Origin of the sequence: Corallococcus exercitus, assembly GCF_003611585.1 — a bacterium.
In the GTDB taxonomy this organism is placed as follows: domain Bacteria; phylum Myxococcota; class Myxococcia; order Myxococcales; family Myxococcaceae; genus Corallococcus; species Corallococcus exercitus.
Genome location: NZ_RAVW01000200.1, coordinates 1 through 17119 on the forward strand (window position 1 = coordinate 1; position 17119 = coordinate 17119).

The following is a 17119-nucleotide window of genomic DNA, read 5'->3' on the forward strand; positions in this document are numbered from 1 at the left end:
GATGGGTATAAGAGACAGAGGCTGGGCGGGTGCCCCCCCACCCGTGGAGGGCTTGGGCTCGGCGTTGACCGGGGGAGCTTGTGGCCGGCCCAGCGCCGGCTTGGGCGCAGGAGACCTGTGTGGAGCCTGCATTCGCCGCGAGAGTTCCTGGAGCTGGCTGTTGAGCATGTCCAGGGTCGTCCGGATGGAGATCAGTTCCTGCTCCCGCTCGTCGGGCGGGATGCTGGGGTGCTTCTTCTCCTCGCCAATCCTGGAATCGAGTCCCCAGAGTTGTTGGCGGATGCCCTCCAGGGTCTCCCGGGTCCGGTCCTCGGGTCCCCACTCGAGCGCGGCCACCTGCCTCTCAAGGTTCTCCAGCGTGGTCCTCCGGGCCTGGAGTTGCTGGCGCAGACGCGAGGCATCCTGGAGGTTGGCCTGGAGCTTCTCCTGGGACTCGCGTGCCCGGGTCCGGTAGTGGTCGAAGCCGCGCTGGAGTTCCTCCAGCTCACCGAGGAGGGGAGGCTGCTTCGCGAGAAGCTGTTTGGCCTTCTTCGAGAGGTCCGAGCGGAGCGCGGAGAGGGACGGGTCAGGAGCCCGCCGCTCCAGGTCGTCGTAGGCGCTCTGGAGCTGTTCCATCAGCTTGTCCCGGCGTTCCCGGGTCTCCTCAACGGCCCTGTTCCCCTTGACGGCGAGGGCGAGCGTCTCCTCGCAGAGTTGCTCGATGCTGGGGATGTCCCGCGCGGAGGCGAGCTGTGCTTCGAGCTGCTCCCACTCCTTCTCGAGGGTGACGGCCTTGCTCTGGGCGCTCAGGTCCCGTAGCTCCTGGAGGAGGGGCTCCAGGCGGGTGAATGCCGTCCGGACACGTTGGATGAGCGGAGCCTCGGGAGGCCTGGCCCGGAGCGTGGTGCCCTGCAGGTCGAGGAAGTCGGAATAGGCGGTGGCGAGCGCGGCGGCGATGGGGGGCCAGTTCCGGGGATCGAAGGTGTAGCTCTCCGATAGCTGCTCGCTCACGGTCTTGGGGGCCTGCTGGACGTGTTCGAGCAGGTTCTTGAGGAGCACATCCTGCTGGAACGACCAGCGTAGCTCCTTCTTGACCTTGCGCTCCACCACCTGCAGGTTTTCGAGCGCCTTGAGGGTCGCCTCGGAGACGTCATCTCCCGAGGTGGAGATGTCCACGAAGGTGTGGCTCTCGACCATCAGCCGGGGCAGGTGTTGGCCGTCGAAGTAGTGGCTCTCCAGGGCGGGGTACTTGCCCAGCAGGCTGGTGAAGCGGCTCTTGATCTGGCGCTGCAGGTGGGCGGCGAGCTCCTTGGAGGAGCGCGAGGGGTCCACCTTCTTGAATGCGAGCTCGGTGGCGTGCTCGGCCTTGATGTCGATGGTGCAGAGGGCCGCGACCTCGTCCTTGATGTTGCGCCCCTTCTTCAATTGGAGGGTCCGCCAGTTGTCGGGCCGAGGCGACGACAGCACGGCCGAGTGGAGCTGACTGTCCAGCCCGGCCTCGGAGTGCATCACGAGCACGCACTGGGTCGCTCGTGAGCTCGGGGTGCTCTCGGTGGCGTTCAGTTGGGCGATGATGTCGGTCTTCAGGTCGTTGCTGATCTCGCTGGCCAGCGTGCAGTAGGCGGTGACCTTCATCTCCCTCAGCCCGGCCGGCACGAGTTCGGGTGGCAGGTCGAATTCGAGCTTCGCGTAGCCTCCCAGGTTCTGCGGAGCCTGCGGCGCGGCGACGCCGGTGAGCGCGGGCGGCAGGCCGGCCAGGAGGTCCAAGGCAAACTCCGGCTCGCGATCCTCGAACCGCCGCTGGTGGTCGCGGACCGTGGAGATGAGGAACCGGCTCGGCAGGACATGAGCCGCCTGGTAGAGGTCCTCATTCGCCACATAGAAGACCTCGCCCTGCTCGTTCCTTTCAGGATTCACGAACGGCCTGACCGCAGGCGAGGAGATCTTCTCGTTGAGCGGGTGCGAGGAACCGATCCAGGCATCCTGTAGGCAGAGCGCCACGAGGAGGTTGGTCGGGAGCGCCGCGGCGTCCGGCTCAAGAGGCTTCTTGCGGGTCAGTGTGGAGAGGAGCAGCTGTCCATCGACGCGCCGCGCTCCCGTCTTCTGCAGCTGCTCCAGGATGTCGCCCACCGTCAGCCCGGTGCGGCAGAAGCCTGGATATTGACCATCGATCTCCGTGTAACCCTGGGCGCGCAGGATGGACTCGAAGAGCGGCCAGGCGTTCTCCTGCTTGAAGTCGGGCCAGAGGGTGATGTGCGGGTAGTAGCGCATCTCCACGTCCTGGGCCTTCCACTCGATGCTGCGCTCGCGGAAGTCACTGCGCCAGCCGACGATCGTCGCGAGCTTCGGCTGCTTGTCCTCCATGTCATTGGCGAGGATGCGCAGCCGCTGCAGCAGCGCGTTCGAGGGCGCCTTTTGACGGAGGCTCTCGTTGCCGTGCAGTTGCTCCAGCGCCTGGGTGACGTCCAGCATGAGGACGACGACCCGCTTCTGGCTCTCCCAGAGTTGCTCACAGAGTTGGAAGAGGCTCAGGTTGGTGGTGTCCGAGGGAGGCGGGACGCCCGCCGCCCGGGCAATGTCCTCGAGCGCGGAGCGCAGCGCCTCCTGGGGCCGGGCGCTGTCGCTCACGGTCACCAGCACGGGATACAAGCCCGGCCGTCGCGCCAGGGTTTCCCGCACGTCGTCCAGGAACAGGGAGAGGCCTCCCCGCGGCGGGGCCTCCACCGAGATGTGGACCTGCGAGCCGACCGAGGTGGCTCCCGGCGAGGTGATGAGGTGTCCCTGGGAATCCACCCGCCTCTCGATCTGGTCGATGACCTGCTTCAGTTCCTTGTCGCGTCCGATCGAGCGCATCTAGAACTCCTCCACGGTGATGACCAGCCGGTCGAAGGGCTGCTTCGACAAGACACGGTTGACGATCTGTGTGTACGGGTCCTCTGACGCGGCGGTGGCCTTGCCTAGGGCCCGGACCCTCAGGGCATCGAGCCGGCTCTGGATGGTGATCCGCTCGCGCCTGATGAGGCTCCGCTGATTGGTGCCGACCGGCGTTTCGATTTCTTTCTGGAACGCCTCGACGAGCTTGTCGGCGTCCAGGTACTCATCTTCGGTGAAGGCCCAGTTCCGCCACTCTGGCGCCAGCCCTTCCCTCAGGCGTTTCAATTCCGCGAGCTCACGAGTGAAGTGCTCGATGTACTTCTTCTTCTCGGACTCGATCGCCCGCTCTTCCTCGGTGATGCGCCCGTGCAGTTGCTCCAGATCCAGCAGGAGTTCATCGAGCCGCTCACTGCGCTCGGACGGGGCCCCCTTGAACGTCTTCCGCTTCCGGATGTCCTCAAGGGTCTTCTGCAGGGGCTCGGCGCGACTCGACTCGTACTGCTCGATGAGCGAGAGCCGCTTCGTGTAGTCGCTCAGCAGCAACTTGAACTTCTCATCCTTCTCCTTAAGCGCCTTGGTGATGTCGATGTACTGAAACTCGTCCTGAGCCCTCCGGACCATGCCGGCGTTCCTGAGCTTCTCCACGATCCATTCGACGTTGCTGCGCAGCCGGTTGCCACCCCCGACGAAGAGCGCCACGCCGCGGACCGCCTCGGTCAGCACGTCGAGCGAGCAGCGCTGCCGGTCCTTCAACACGTCGCGCACCACCCCGAAGATCGGAAAGTCCGCGCTCTTGTGGCGGACGTACAGACCGCCGCTTTTCTCCAGGTAGCTCCCCATCAGGTTGGCGAGGCTGGCGCCCGTCACCCTGCCGTCCGGCATGGCCTCGCCGAGCTGCTTGAGGGTGAGCCCGTCCCCCGCCGAGGCCTGCTCCCAGCAAGAGTGACCCAGGAGCTTCTGCTCGGCCTCGGACGGGAGGTAAATGACATCCCGCAGCTGGGGAAGCGCCTTGTTCATCGCCTCGACGGTGCCGTCGATGACGGGAATCATCTCCTCGGAAGGCTGCTTGCTCTCGGCGTACTGCTGGCTGACGCCAATGAGATGGGCGAAGAAGATGGCTGCGGCGACGCTGGGCGGATGCGCCTGCTCGACCGAGGAGGGGGAGACGAGCTTTTCGGACGGGTTCAGCGTCCGGATCTCGGAGGCCTTCTCCTGCAGCTCCGGCGGGAGCCCCTTGGCCTCGTCCCCCTGGAGCCAGTCATCCCAGGACAGCTCCTCGTTGGCGTACAGGATGTAGGCGAACGCCCATTCACGGTCGACCAGGCCGCGCGTGATGCGCTCGATCATCGCGCACGGGGGCGCGACACCGCACAGGCCGGTGACGAGCACCGGGACGTCGATGCTGGTGCCCGGAATCTGGACCTGCATCGTGAAGCCCCGGATCGGTATCTGGTGATGGGAGTGGGCTTCGGCCGGGAACTCCCCCAGCCGGACGATCTTCGGTGCGACCTGCGTGTACCCCTTGTGCCGCAGCACGGTGGCCAGCCCGTTGGCAATGTTGTTCTGCTCCTCGCGAGGCTTCAGGAGCAGTTTGATCTGGATCTGCTTGAGATCGAGCCCACCCGTGGAGCCGAAGGTGCCACACAGGTCCGAGCGGAAGGCATGCGTCAGGCCGTAGGTGGTGTCCTCGAACTCATCCATCTTCGTCTCGAAGAGCGGGATGCCACCGACCTCGCGGGTGATCTTCTGCAACTCCCCCACGGATACGTTGCCGAGCTCCGCCGCCAGCTGCGCCGGGGACATGACCTCCGACTCTCCAAGCAACGTGTCGATGTGGTTCTGCAGGAAGGGGCGGACCTTCTGCCCGAAGGCGCCCCATTCCTGGGGTAGCAGGTCGAGGATGCGCCGGAAGCGGGCTTCCATGAAGAGGCTGGTGCCGGCGGTGACACCTGCCTCGGTGCTGAAGACCTCGAGCACGCGCCGCCCGGTGAACTGCCGTTCGCCGTGTTCGCGGCAGAGCTCCCAGATCCGGGAGGCGTACTGCAACATCCGCCGGGGGTTGCCGCCCGCCGCGGCGCACAGCGTCTTCGCGATGCCTGGGGGGATGAGCCGATCGGCCAGCTGCGGATCCTGGGTGCGCGAGGACAGACGCTTGTGGAAGAAGTCGTAGGCGTGCTCCTGCTGGATCGACGGCAGGTGGATCTGCCGGGCGGAGCGGGCCCAATCCCCCAGGTTGTTGGCGACATGCCGCGCCCGATCCAGCGTGGCCAGGCTGTGGCACTGCATGGTGTGCAGGATGCTGCGCGCGGACGAGAAGGCGTGTTCGAGTTCGCGCAGGAACTCCTGGAAGTCGATGCCTGAGGTCTGCGCGGCCTCGTCGAAGAGCAGGGCCGTATGCAAACGCTGGGTCTGCGAGGCCATGCTGGCCAGGGCCCTGGCCGCGATCTGCCGGGCATGCGGATCGTCATCCGGCAGGTCGCCCATTTCCGCCATGGAGCGGCGGAGCACCTCGGCCTCGGCCTTCGCGTCGGGCTGGCGGCTCAGGTCGAACAGCGCGGCTTCCAGGATGTCGCGGGGGGCGAGCCGGGCCGCAATGATTCGCACGGTGAGCACCCGCAGGTGGTTGCGCATCAGGTGATCCGCGGTGCGGTACATGACCTGACTCTTGCCGTGGCCCCACTCGCCGAAGACAAGCGCGTTCACGCCACCTCCGGGATCGAAGGACTTCTCGGACATCGCGTGGTCCAGCGCCCCGAGGTAGTCGAGCACCATGTGCTCGGTCTCGGCGGGACTGAGTTCGCTCGCCGCCTGCTGCGGCGAGGCCATGTAGTCGAAGAGGGAGGTGGGGAAGCTCATCGCGAAGGCTCGTTCTCGTCCGGACGGAGCGTCGAGAGGTATTCGTGTTCGTTGACGGGCGTGTTCTTGGTGAGGATGGGCTCGAGCTTCTCGCGCAACGACTGCAGGGCCGCGAAGGCCTTCAACTCACGCAGCACGCGCCCCACCGTGCTCGGCTCGACGAGCGAGTGCTCCGTGAGCCACAGGAATTCCTCGTGTCCCAGGCGCAGCTGGGAGTCCCCCATCTCGCGCTTCAAGAGAGGACCGCCCGAGGGCCTCAGGTCCCTCTGCCAGTCCGGCGAGAGCAGGTACTTGCGCGCCTCGCGGAAGTACATGTTGAGCTGCGTGACGACATCCTGGGTGGGCACACCGTGGTCGAGCCGCATGTCCGAGGCCTGAAGGTAGGCGTCGACGAAGTTGTACGCGATGACTGCGGGCGTGGGTCTGAATAGCTCGAATCCCTGCCCCTTGCGAACGATCTGCAGGTGCTCGACTTCCCGGGCGATACAGTCGATGGTGACGCTGTTCACCTTGCGCGAGAAGAAGAAGTGACCGGCCCAGCGGTCCAGGGCGGAATTCTCGCTGCCCGGGGGCGCGAAGGCGCGCAGCAGCGGGAACGTTTCCGGGTAGAGCAGCAGGTGGTTGTGGGCGAAGCGGTGGAGCGCGTGGGTGTCGCTCTGGGCCTGGAGCAGCTCCAAGCCGGAGAACATCGCGCTGTTCAGCAGATCCTCCCGCTCGGAGAAGCGCCAACCGCTCTCGGACTGGATGAAGATCTGGTGCTTGTCGGTGAAGGTGTCTCGCAGTTCGCCGGTCTTGGCGTGGACACCGGCCACGTGCTCGTCGCCCTGGACGACCTCCTGGACGAGATCGTCCACCGTGTTGCGGGGGAGGAGCTGGCCGGGGCGGTACTCGCTGGCCAGACGCCGGCGCATGCGCGTGAGGAAGACCTTGCAGGCAGCTGGCTGGGTGGGCTGGTGGGACTGGTGTTGCCTGAGGCGGCTCACGGACCGCATGCAGGCGTCGACGAGTTGCGTCGCGAATTCGCTCATCTTTGTCCTCGCCGGGCAGGGGCTGACGTTGCCTCCCCGCGTTTGGGAAGCACGCTCAGGTAGATGGGCTGGGCACGGCCCTGGAGCAGGTCGCGCCACTGATGACACGCCGCCTCGGTGTGCTTGCGGATGTCATCGCCCCCATCGTCCGCGAACAGATGCGTCACGTCATGCGTCAGGAGGGACAGCCTCTGGAACTCCAGAATCGGCTCGTCGTCGAGCCCTCCGGGCAGGTTGCAGGCCAGGCTCGCAGCCATCGTCATCAACTGGAAGATTCGCCAACGATGTATGCGGAGGGCGGTCGGTGGCCGCAGGAAGTGGTTGATGGTCTGGGCCCACTCCGTGCTGGGCAGTGCGACCTGACCGAACGCGGTGGCGAGGGACGTGGTGCTCAAAGCTCGCCTGCGGGCTGCCAGCATCTGCTGCTCGGTGCACTGTGGGGGATGGGTGAGGCGGTCGGGGCCAAAGACCGGTTCGGGTAGGGTGGGCTGGAGCGCGCTGAGCAGCGGGTCTGCGGCGTACACCTTTAGGTCCTTCACCGCGACGATCCTGTGCTGCTCCACGGGCGTCAGGACGTAGCCGGTCCGGAGGACTTCAGGCGCGTAGCGCTGGGTCCAAGCGAGCAACTCGTAGAGGGCCCGTCCATCCAGCACTTGTCCGAGCTCGGCGCTGACCTCCTCGGGGGTACGGGACTGCTCGCACGCTCGTAAGGTAGCGACGAGCGCAGGCTCTTGGAACGCGAAGACCTCGACCTGCTCGATGGGCATGCCTGGGAAGGCGAGGAGCCGACGGAAGTCGTCCTTCACGCGCACCCGGACGGCGACACATTGGAAGAATGCTGCGGCGGAGCGCGCGTCCCTCAACTGCGGCGGCAAAGAGAAGGCCTTCTCAAGCCGCTGGACTTCCTGGTCCAGGGCTGCGAGGCATTGCTGGGCGAAATCACCTAGGGCCTCTGAGTTCACGAAGGCGGCCGGCAGACGAATCTGCAGAGGAAACTTCCCGAGGCTTTCGAAGGTGAGATAGCGCGTATGGTTCTTTGCGCCGTCCTGATCCTTCCAAACATCCCGGTACCGGCGCAGCGTCAGGTTCGCGCCACCGCCCTGGATCTGCGCGAACCACACGGGGCCGCCCGAGGGGCCGATCTGCGCCAGCAGGGGATAGAGGCCATCCTCGCGGAAGCGCGAGAAATCCACCCGCGTCGCGAGCACCGCGAGGCTGCGGCAGAGCCAGGGGAGCTCGCTCTGCCAGATGAAGAACCGCAAGGGGGCTGCGGAGCCGGCCTGCTGCCATTCGAGGCTGTAGTACGGGAATCCCGCTGAGGTGGCAGAGGACTGCAACACCAATGCCAATGAGCCGCTGCGTGTCTTGACGAGGATGTTCATCAGGCGCGGCCGCTCGTCGGATTCGGAGAGATACGTTTCTGCCTGCGTCTCATGCCCCCGCAGGAGAATATAATCGAGAGCAGGTCAACCCTATCGAGGCAACGTGATGGGTGCAATCGACCTGTCGATCACTTCCGCTTCGACTGGGTGGAGTTCGCCCATCCGCCGAACGCCTCTCCCGCTTTGGGGAGCCTGCCCGATATGGCACTCGCAGGGTTCCCGGCCTTAACTGCGAGAGGAGTGGAGTTCGCTTGGGTGCCGAGCCTTAGGAAAGCCATGCGCCGACACTCCGCACTTCAGGTACTTGGCGATGTCCCGCTATTTGGCGCTAAACGTCTTCAGTCAAGGTGGCTGGCCAGCCAAGGACACGTTTCGATGACGAGCACGTCCGCGAAGCGGATGCCCAGCAACGCTGGGTCTCGCCGCCCCCACCCACATAGACTTGATGCGGGTCATTGAAGCCCCTGCGCCATCCGCGGTGCGCTCGCGGCAGCGCCGTGTGCCTGCCCAGCACCGAATTAGTGGCACTTCAGCTTAAGTGGCTCCCGTGAGCTTGTCCCTGTTCCGTGGACACCCGAGATGTGATGGAGGGGTCTAAGGATGTCTACGGAGACGAAGCAGAGAAGGAAGGGCCGCAGCTTCACCGGCGAGTTCAAGGCGGAGGCAGTCCGGCTGGTGCTGGTAGAAGGAAGACGGTGGGCTAGGTGGCACGGGACCTGGACCTCGCTGAGACAGCCCTGCGCACCTGGGTGGAGCGGGCCCGGGCGGATCGAGGTCAGGGCAAGCCGGTGACGCTGACGTCAGCCGAGCGCGAGGAACTGGCCCGGCTGCGCAAGGAGAACCGCCAACTGCACATGGGGCGGGACTTCCTAAAAATGCAGCGGCCTTCTTCGCGAAGGAGGGATCGAAGTGAAGTTCGAGCTGATTGACGCGCAAAAGGCCCACTTTCCCGTCGAGCTGATGTGCCGCCAGTTGGGCGTGGCACGCTCCGGCTACTACGCCTGGGCCAAGAGGCCTGAGTCGCAGCGAAAGAAGGCGGACCGGCAACTGGCGGTGGAGGTGGCCGCCGTGCACCAGAAGAGCTGTGGCACCTACGGCAGCCCTCGGGGGCATGCGGAGTTGAAAGCCAGGGGCCAGTGCATCAGCCGCAAGCGTGTCGCGCGCTTGATGAGCCAGCAGGGGGTGGCCGCTCGCCGCAAACGGCGCTTCGTGCGCACCACGGACTCACACCACACCCAGCCGGCGGCTTCCAACGTGCTCGCGCGCGACTTCTCTGCGGACGAGCCCAACAGCGTCTGGGTGACGGACATCACCTACGTTTGGACGAGGCAAGGCTGGCTCTACCTGGCCGTGGTGCTCGACCTTTTCTCGCGCCGAATCGTCGGCTGGGCCATGGGGGAATTTATCGACCGCCACCTCGTATTGGGCGCGTTGGACATGGCGCTCAAGGGGCGCAGGCCTTCACGGGGATTGCTGCACCACTCCGACAGGGGCAGCCAATACGCCAGCGAGGCCTACCAGCACGCCCTGGCCTCCTGCGGAGTCGGGTGCAGCATGAGCCGCAAAGGCAACTGCTGGGACAACGCCGTGGCCGAGAGCTTCTTCAGCACTTTGAAGATGGAACTCGTTCACGACGCGGACTTCGCGACGCGCGACCAGGCACGCGCCGCGCTCTTCGAATACATCGAGGTCTTCTTCAACCGCCAGCGTCGCCACTCCTCGCTGGGCTACATGAGTCCAGTGGAGTATGAGCGACTCGACTCATCGGTCGCTCTGGCATCATAACCACGCTGTCCACGGAGCCGGGGCAAGCTCACATGGGCTCCAGACCTCGCGCGACCGGGCTGTGGACATACGACGGATGCGCGTCCACCAGCAGGTGCAGGACGCGCGACTTGCGCAGCCCATGCTTGAGCAGGTGTTGCTTCAGCGAATGGACGACCCTGGCCTCGGCGTGGGGCATGGGGCTCAGGCGCGCTTCGCGTCAGCGGGGGCGTTGGGGTGGCGCGCGAGCATCATGCGCAGCTGGGGCTGACGGCGGACCAGCTCCTGCTTGAGCAGGTGCGCGATGAGCGCGGGCGGCGCGGCGCTCCAGCGCGCGATGTTCTGCACCAGCATGGGCGAGCGGTACGTGCGGCCACACAGGAGCGACGTCGTCTTGCCGTCCACCGGCATGCCCACGAGCGCGCCCAGGGCCCGGCCTTCCGTGTTGAGGATGAGCTCCACCTTCTCCTCGGACGGGCCGGTGGAGAAGCGCTGGCGCAAGAGCTCGCGCGCGGCGCGGCGCGTCTGCTCCGGCACGTCGCGATCCACCGTGAGCTTGTGGTGCTCCATCAGGCGGCGCATCGCCCACAGGCGGCGGAAGAGGGCCACCGGCAGCTGCGGGTTGCGCACGAGGAAGCGGCGCACGCCCGTGTCCGAGGCGAAGGCTGCTCGGGCCACCAGCGCCTCCAGGCCCACGGGGTTGCGGTGGTGCCGCGCGATGAGCCGCGCGTGCGCCAGGCCCACGCGCGAGTTCTCCAGCACGGCCTTGATGACGGCGGGCACCGGATCGAAGCACAGCGCGGACAGCTGGGGCTCCTCCGCCCCGTGCGCGAGCGCCACCCGCTGGTCCTCCGGCAGTCCGTGCAGCCGCGTCTCGAAGAGCTTGCGGTAGTCGCCCAGCACCGCTTCGGGCACGTCGTCCGCGGCGCCTGCGTCGTCGTCGGAGCCGTCCGAGGCCTCCGCTTCCGGCAGGGGCTCCGTGTCGCTCGGGTCGACTGACGGCGCGTGAGGCTCAACCTCAGGGGGAACGGACCGCACCGTGTTCACGGCACTCGCGGTCTCCGTGCCCGGCAGCAGCGCTCCCTGCGACACCAGCCTTGCGAGGATGTCCCGCAGCTTGTCCGGCGGGAACCCCGTCAGCGCGGGCAGGTCCTTCTCGCGGGTGTGGCCGTCCAGCCGCGACAGCACGAAGCCCTCCTCCGCGTTCAGCGGAAGCCGCCGCAGGTCCACCGTCGGGTTCAGCTTGGGCGTCCAGTCACTCATGCGCGCCCCGAGTCTTTCACGACACGCGCATTCCGCGCCTCTCCCGGTCTCCACCGCTCGCACCGGATTGTTCCCGGCCCGCCCGAAAACGACAGGCCGCGTCGAGGACCGCCTGGCTGCCCTCCTGCCCACGGACCTCCTCCATGTTGCCGAGCCCCCAGGGCCGAACGGTGTCGGTGTCGGCACGAAGGGGCCCCGCATGGGTTGACGGGAGGCAGGCAGCTGGACACAACTTCACTTCATGTCCGACCGCATCCAGACCTATGGCGAGTTCTGGCCGTTCTACCTGCGTGAGCACGCGCATGCGTCGACACGCTGGCTGCACTTCGCCGGCACCAGCCTGGGCGTGGGCCTGGGCGTCACGGCCGCCGTCACCGGGCGCGGCGCGCTGATTCCCGCAGCGCTGGTGGCCGCCTACGGCTTCGCGTGGGCCAGCCACTTCAAGATCGAGCACAACCGTCCCGCGACCTTCAAGTACCCGCTCTGGTCGCTCATCTCCGACTTCCGCATGGCCGCGTTGATGCTGACCGGCCAGCTGGGTCCGCACCTGGAGCGCGCCAACTCCGGCGCGCCGGCCGCCGCCACCCTGGCGCCGGCCCCCGTCGAGAGCCGCTGACGCTCGCGGCTCCGGCGCCGCCGCGCTACCTCGGCAGCGGCCCGCGCGGGAGCGGCCCCATCGCGAGCCGCTGACGTACGGCCCGCGCGAACCCGCCACTACCTCGGTGGCGGTGGGCCGAAGCGGCCCGCGCGGTAGCCCTCGAAGGCCTTGAGGATGTCCTCCCGGGTGTCCCCGATGAACGGCCCGTGGCTCACCAGCGGGTCGCGCTGCGGCTGGCCCGCGTACAGCAACACCCGCGCTCGCGTCGTCCCGGTGATGCGGACCGTGCTGTCCCCACCTGACACCGGCCGGTCCAGCCAGCCCACCTGCCCGGGCCTCAGCGCCTGTTGGTCCGGCCCCACCGCGACCTCGCCCTCCAGCACGTAGAAGAAGCCGTTGTAGGACGCGGGCAGGTCCTGCGCGATGGACGCGCCCGGCTCCAGCTGGAACTCCGCCAGCGTGACGGGCACGTAGTTCTTCGTCGCCGACCTCACCGGCCCAGACGTACCGCTGTACACGCGCACCTCCACGCCCGGCTCGCGACGCACCGGCAGCTGCGCGTACGGCAGGTCCTGGAACCCCGCCGGCACCCAGCGCTGCGCCTTGGGCAGGGTGAGCCAGAGCTGGAGGATGCGCGCCTGGCCCAGGTCGCCCTCCAGCCCCTCGCCGTGGATGACGCCACTGCCGGCCGTCATCCACTGCACGTCGCCTTCACCCAACCTGCCGCTGTCGTGGGTCATCCCGCCCTTCACCACGAGGGTCACCGTCTCGAAGCCCGCGTGCGGATGCGGCCCGCCAATGGGCTTGCCGTCGATGCGGTCGTCCATCAACAGGATGAACGGATCCGACCGCGCGTAGTCCTCCGGCGAGATGACCGGCACCACCGTGTGCGCCGGCCCGAACTGCCCCGGCGCTGGCGCCGGCAGGTCGATGATCCGCTCCAGCCCGCGCTCCAGGACGTCCATGCGTTGCGTGCTCATGACGGTTCCCTCCCGGGCTCAGGTGAGCGCCGGATAGTTCGTGTAGCCCTGCTCCTCGCCCTGGAAGAAGGTGGCGGGGTCCGGCGGGTTGAGCGGGGCCGTCTTCTGGAAGCGCTCCGGCAGGTCCGGATTGGCGAGGAACGGCACGCCGTACGCCACGAGGTCCGCCTCGCCGCGCGCGAGCACCGCCTCCCCCTCCTGTGCGTCGTAGCCGCCGTTCGCGATGAGGGTGCCCGGGAAGGCCTTGCGGATGAGCGGCGTGATGCGCTGCTCGGGGCTCACGGCGGCCTTGCCGGTGACGGGCTCGGTCACGTGCAGGTAGCCCAGGCCCAGCCGGCCCAGCTCCCGCGCGATGTGCGTGAAGGTCTCCGCGGGCGTGGAGTCCGTCATGCCGCCATAGGGGAAGTTCTGCGGGTGCAGCCGGTAGCCCACGCGCTCCGCGCCCCAGACCTCCGCCACCGCTTTCGCCACCTCCAGCGGGAAGCGCACGCGGTTCTCGATGCTGCCGCCGTACGCGTCCGTGCGCTGGTTGGAGCCGTCCCGCAGGAACTGATCCAACAGGTAGCCGTTGCTGCCATGCAGCTCCACGCCGTCGAAGCCCGCCTCCTTCGCGTTGCGGGCCGCCTGCCGGAACTGCTCGACGACACCGGGGAGCTCCGCGGTCTCCAGGGCCCGGGGCGCCACCGCGCGCTTCTTGCCCTGGAACGTGAAGACCTCCTGGTCCACCCCGATGGCGGAGGGCGCCACCGGCAGCTCACCGCCGTGGAAGTCCGGGTGCGAGACGCGCCCCACGTGCCACAGCTGCGCGAAGATGACGCCGCCCGCCGCGTGCACGGCGTCCGTCACCTTCTTCCAGCCCGCCACCTGCTCCGGCGAGTGCATGCCCGGCGTGCGGATGTACCCGACGCCCTGGGGGCTGACCTGGGTGCCCTCGGTGACGATGAGGCCCGCGGAGGCGCGCTGCGCGTAATAGGTCACCGCCAGCGGGTTGGGGACGTTGCCGTCGGCCAGCGCCCGGCTGCGGGTCATGGGGGCCATCACCAGCCGGTTCTTCAGTTCGAGCCGGCCCAGACGGAAGGGGGAGAGGAGCTGGAGGGTATTTGCCATGGCCGGTAAATGCTCCAGCCGCTATGGACGTGCCATGGCATCCAGTCCAAAGAAATTGACCGAGCGTCCAGAACCCCCGGAGTGCAAGGGTGTGGACGTCCTGGCGGACGTGCTGGACACGCTGCGCCTTTCCACCCGGATGCACGGCCGCTTCGAGCTGTGCGGCCCCTGGGGGCTCCAGTTCCCCACGATTCCGGGCGCGCACATCGTGCTCATCGCGCGGGGCGGGGCGCGACTGGAGGTGGAGGGTGTGCCGGAGGCCCTGGTGCTGTCGGCGGGGGACCTGGCCGTGCTGCCGCATGGTGGAGGCCACACGCTGCGCGACGCGGAGGGCAGCCCCATCCACGTGCTGGAGCCGGGTGCGTGCGCGCGCTCGCATGGGGGCGGGCCCATCCGGTTGGGGGGTGACGGCGCGCGGACCGCGCTGGTCGCGGCGTCGTTCGAGCTGGGCGTCGCGCCGCGCACGCTGCTCTTCAAGGAGCTTCCACGCGTCATCCACCTGGCCGCGGACAACGCGGTGACGGCGCCCACGCTGACGTCCACCGTGCAGCTCTTGCTGGTGGAGAGCGCGTCGTCGCAGCCGGGCGCCAGCGTCATCATGAGCCGGCTCGCGGACATCCTGCTGGTGCAGGCCCTGCGCGCGCACATCCTGACGAAGGACGGGTGCCAGGAGGCCGGGATGCGGGCGCTGACGGATCCGCAGATTGGCAAGGCGCTGGCGCTCATCCACGAGCATCCCCAGGAGCCCTGGACCGTGGAGAGCCTGGCGTCCGCCGTGGCCATGTCCCGGTCCGGCTTCGCCGCGCGCTTCAGTGAGCTCGTCGGTGAGCCGCCGCTGGAGTACCTGGCGGGATGGCGGATGATCAAGGCCGCCCAGCTCCTGCGCGAAAGCGAGCTGTCCCTGAGCGAGGTCGCTCCGGCCATCGGCTACCAGAGCGAGGCGTCCTTCAACCGGGCCTTCAAGCGCTGGGACGGGACCGCTCCCGGCGCGTACCGGCGCAGCCACCGCCGGGCGTGAGGCTCAGCCCTCTTCCTTCGGTGGCGGGCCGCGGAAGGCATCCAGCTTCTTCGCGGCCTCCAGCTTCACCGCCTTGCCCTCCTGCGCGGAGCGGTAGAGCGCCTCGATGATGCGCATGTCCGCCAGGCCCTCCTCGCCCGGCGTGTGCGGGACGACGTTCTCCTGCACGCAGCGCGAGAAGTGGTCCATCTCCCGGGCGAACTGGCTGGGCTGGCTGAAGCTGCGCTCCACCGTGTCGTCCGCCTTGGGGAAGCTCTTGGACTTCATGCCCACGCGCAGGCGCAGCCCGCTGTAGGAGAAGCCGGGGTCCATGGACGCCCAGCCGTCCGTGCCCATCAGCCGCAGGTCCTTCGTCTCGTGCGTGCTGTAGTGGCTGGTGCAGTGCGCCTGGAAGCCGGAGGGGAAGCGCAGGTGGAAGGCGAAGGACTCCTCCACCTCCTTGAATCGCGGATCATTGGGCGTGCTGTAGCTGAAGCCCTGCACCTCCGTGGGCTCCTCGCCGCTGAAGTAGCGCGCGGCACTCAGGCAATAGATGCCCACGTCCGGCAGCGCGCCGCCGCCCGCCAGCGCCTTCTTGTGGCGCCATTGGTTGGGGTCGCCCTGGTTCTGACCGTTGTTGGCGGTGAAGAGCTTGAGCGTGCCCAGCTCCTTGTTGCGCGCCATCTGGATGACCGCGCGGTGGTGCGGCTCGTACTGGAGCCGGTACGCGATGCCCAGCTTGCGGTCCGCCTTCTTGCACGCGTCGATCATCTGCTGGCACTCGGCCGACGTGTTGGCCATGGGCTTCTCGCAGAAGACGTGCTTGCCCGCCTGCGCCGCGCGCACGGTGAACTCCGCGTGCATGCTGTTGGGCAGGACGATGTAGACGGCCTGCACCTCCGGGTTGTCCTTGAGCTGATCAAAGGACTTGTAGTCGTAGAGACTTTTGTCCGCGACGCCGTACTGCTTCGCGATGGCCTGTGCCTTCGCGCGGTCGCCGCTCACCAGCGCCACCAGCTTGCCGCGCTTCATCTGGCCGAAGGCGGGGAGGATCTCCTCCAGTGACAGGTGGCCCAGGCCGACCACGGCCCAGCCCACGCGCTCGGACTCCGGCTGCGGGTTGGGCGGACCGGGGCGCTCGCGCTCCGTCCTGGCGAAGGTGTCGGGGAGCTTCACCGGCGGCGCGGCGGCCAGCACCGGGGGCATCCACGCGCTCGCGGTGAGCAGGCCCCCCGTGGCCCCCAGCATGCGCCTGCGGGTCCACAGCCGGGGTGCGTCGTCCATCATGTGTGGGACTCCTCCGTGCCTCGTGTGGAGTCAGCCCATTGCACGCGGTGGCACTCCGGGGCCGGGGAAGCGCGGCCCTCGTGCGGTGCTGGACAGGGGGAGGGGAAGAGCGTTGAGAAGCAAGCGGGGCCCGTGTCCGGAAGACAGCGGGCCCCGTGCTCGACTCAGGCGCTGACGCCCACGCCGATGGGGCAGCTCACGCCGGTGCCACCGACGCCGCAGTAGCCGCCCGGGTTCTTCTGCAGGTACTGCTGGTGGTAGTCCTCGGCGTAATAGAAGGCCGGCGCCGGGAGGATTTCGGTGGTGATGTCACCCAGGCCCTTCGCGTTGAGCGCGCCCTGGTAGCTCTGGCGCGTCTCCTCCGCGGCGCGCTTCTGCGCGTCGTTCGCGTAGTAGATGCCGGAGCGGTACTGGGTGCCCGCGTCGTTGCCCTGACGCATGCCCTGCGTCGGGTCGTGGTTCTCCCAAAAGACCTTCAAGAGCTGCGCGTACGTGACCTTCTTCGGGTCGTACACCACGCGCACGACCTCGTTGTGGCCGGTGAGCCCCGAGCACACCTCTTCGTACGTGGGGTTCGGCGTCAGCCCGCCCGCGTAGCCCACCGCGGTGGAGTACACGCCCGGCACCTGCCAGAACTTGCGCTCGACGCCCCAGAAGCAGCCCATGCCGAAGACGGCCGTTTCAAAGCCTTCCGGCACCGGACCCTTCAGCGGGGTGCCCAGCACGGTGTGCTTCTGGGGAACCGGCATCTCCTGCGGACGGCCCGGCAGCGCCTCCTGGGGAGTGGGGAGCTTCAACTTCTTCGGGGACGTGAAGAACATGCTCTAGCTTTAGCCCCCACCGCCCCGATTTTCACGCTCGGCGCACGGCCGCACACCTGCCCACCGTCCCACCAGGAATGCGCCGTCCGCCCGACGGTTTCCCAGGTCTCCCATGCGCACCCGCCTCCTCGCCGCCCTCTGCCTCCTGGCGCCCGCCGCCGCCCTCGCCGCCAAGGACCTGTC

The 17119-nt window shown here is 67.8% G+C and carries 12 protein-coding genes and 1 pseudogene; 3 read left to right on the forward strand and 10 right to left on the reverse strand.

Annotated elements, in window-relative coordinates:
* From D7W79_RS23475 to D7W79_RS23490, 4 genes are all read right to left on the reverse strand, one after another.
* The coding region (locus tag D7W79_RS23475) for a coiled-coil domain-containing protein (protein ID WP_147442020.1) at positions 1 to 2832 on the reverse strand (2832 nt) is incomplete at its 3' end.
* Positions 2833 to 5709, reverse strand: coding sequence for a hypothetical protein (locus D7W79_RS23480; RefSeq protein ID WP_120527626.1), 2877 nt, complete (start codon positions 5707 to 5709; stop codon positions 2833 to 2835).
* On the reverse strand, positions 5706 to 6692 hold the full coding sequence (locus tag D7W79_RS23485) for a hypothetical protein (RefSeq protein ID WP_208729819.1): 987 nt from the start codon (positions 6690 to 6692) through the stop codon (positions 5706 to 5708). Before D7W79_RS23485 ends, D7W79_RS23480 begins: the two co-directional genes overlap by 4 nt.
* Positions 6693 to 6733: 41 nt before the next feature.
* On the reverse strand, positions 6734 to 8119 hold the full coding sequence (locus D7W79_RS23490; RefSeq protein ID WP_147442021.1) for a hypothetical protein: 1386 nt from the start codon (positions 8117 to 8119) through the stop codon (positions 6734 to 6736).
* 600 nt (positions 8120 to 8719) lie between these two features.
* Here D7W79_RS23490 and D7W79_RS23495 point away from each other — a divergent pair.
* Positions 8720 to 9904: pseudogene (locus D7W79_RS23495) on the forward strand (IS3 family transposase).
* A gap of 28 nt (positions 9905 to 9932) precedes the next feature.
* Here the strand turns inward: D7W79_RS23495 and D7W79_RS43775 are convergent.
* Together D7W79_RS43775 and D7W79_RS23500 are read right to left on the reverse strand one after the other, a co-directional pair.
* Complete coding sequence (locus D7W79_RS43775; protein ID WP_158617027.1) at positions 9933 to 10082, reverse strand: hypothetical protein; 150 nt, start codon at positions 10080 to 10082, stop codon at positions 9933 to 9935.
* Between the two features lie 5 nt (positions 10083 to 10087).
* Positions 10088 to 11146, reverse strand: a complete 1059-nt coding sequence (locus D7W79_RS23500; RefSeq protein ID WP_120527629.1) for a hypothetical protein — start codon at positions 11144 to 11146, stop codon at positions 10088 to 10090.
* A gap of 241 nt (positions 11147 to 11387) precedes the next feature.
* On the opposite strand from D7W79_RS23500, the gene D7W79_RS23505 reads away from it, so the two are divergent.
* On the forward strand, positions 11388 to 11762 hold the full coding sequence (locus D7W79_RS23505) for an Mpo1-like protein (protein ID WP_120527630.1): 375 nt from the start codon (positions 11388 to 11390) through the stop codon (positions 11760 to 11762).
* 98 nt (positions 11763 to 11860) lie between these two features.
* On the opposite strand, the gene D7W79_RS23510 is transcribed toward D7W79_RS23505, so the two are convergent.
* Together D7W79_RS23510 and D7W79_RS23515 are read right to left on the reverse strand one after the other, a co-directional pair.
* Positions 11861 to 12724, reverse strand: a complete 864-nt coding sequence (locus tag D7W79_RS23510; RefSeq protein ID WP_120527631.1) for a pirin family protein — start codon at positions 12722 to 12724, stop codon at positions 11861 to 11863.
* An 18-nt stretch (positions 12725 to 12742) separates the two neighbouring features.
* A complete protein-coding gene (locus D7W79_RS23515; RefSeq protein WP_120527632.1) occupies positions 12743 to 13831 on the reverse strand; it encodes an alkene reductase in 1089 nt (362 codons plus the stop codon).
* A gap of 91 nt (positions 13832 to 13922) precedes the next feature.
* On the opposite strand from D7W79_RS23515, the gene D7W79_RS23520 reads away from it, so the two are divergent.
* The gene (locus D7W79_RS23520; protein WP_244221926.1) at positions 13923 to 14849 is read left to right on the forward strand and encodes an AraC family transcriptional regulator; all 927 of its coding nucleotides are present in this window, start codon (positions 13923 to 13925) and stop codon (positions 14847 to 14849) included.
* A 3-nt stretch (positions 14850 to 14852) separates the two neighbouring features.
* Here D7W79_RS23520 and D7W79_RS23525 read toward each other — a convergent pair whose 3' ends face one another.
* Positions 14853 to 16115, reverse strand: coding sequence for a Gfo/Idh/MocA family protein (locus D7W79_RS23525; protein WP_120527634.1), 1263 nt, complete (start codon positions 16113 to 16115; stop codon positions 14853 to 14855).
* A gap of 164 nt (positions 16116 to 16279) precedes the next feature.
* A complete protein-coding gene (msrA, locus tag D7W79_RS23530; RefSeq protein WP_120527635.1) occupies positions 16280 to 16936 on the reverse strand; it encodes a peptide-methionine (S)-S-oxide reductase MsrA in 657 nt (218 codons plus the stop codon).
* Positions 16937 to 17119 lie beyond the last annotated feature (183 nt).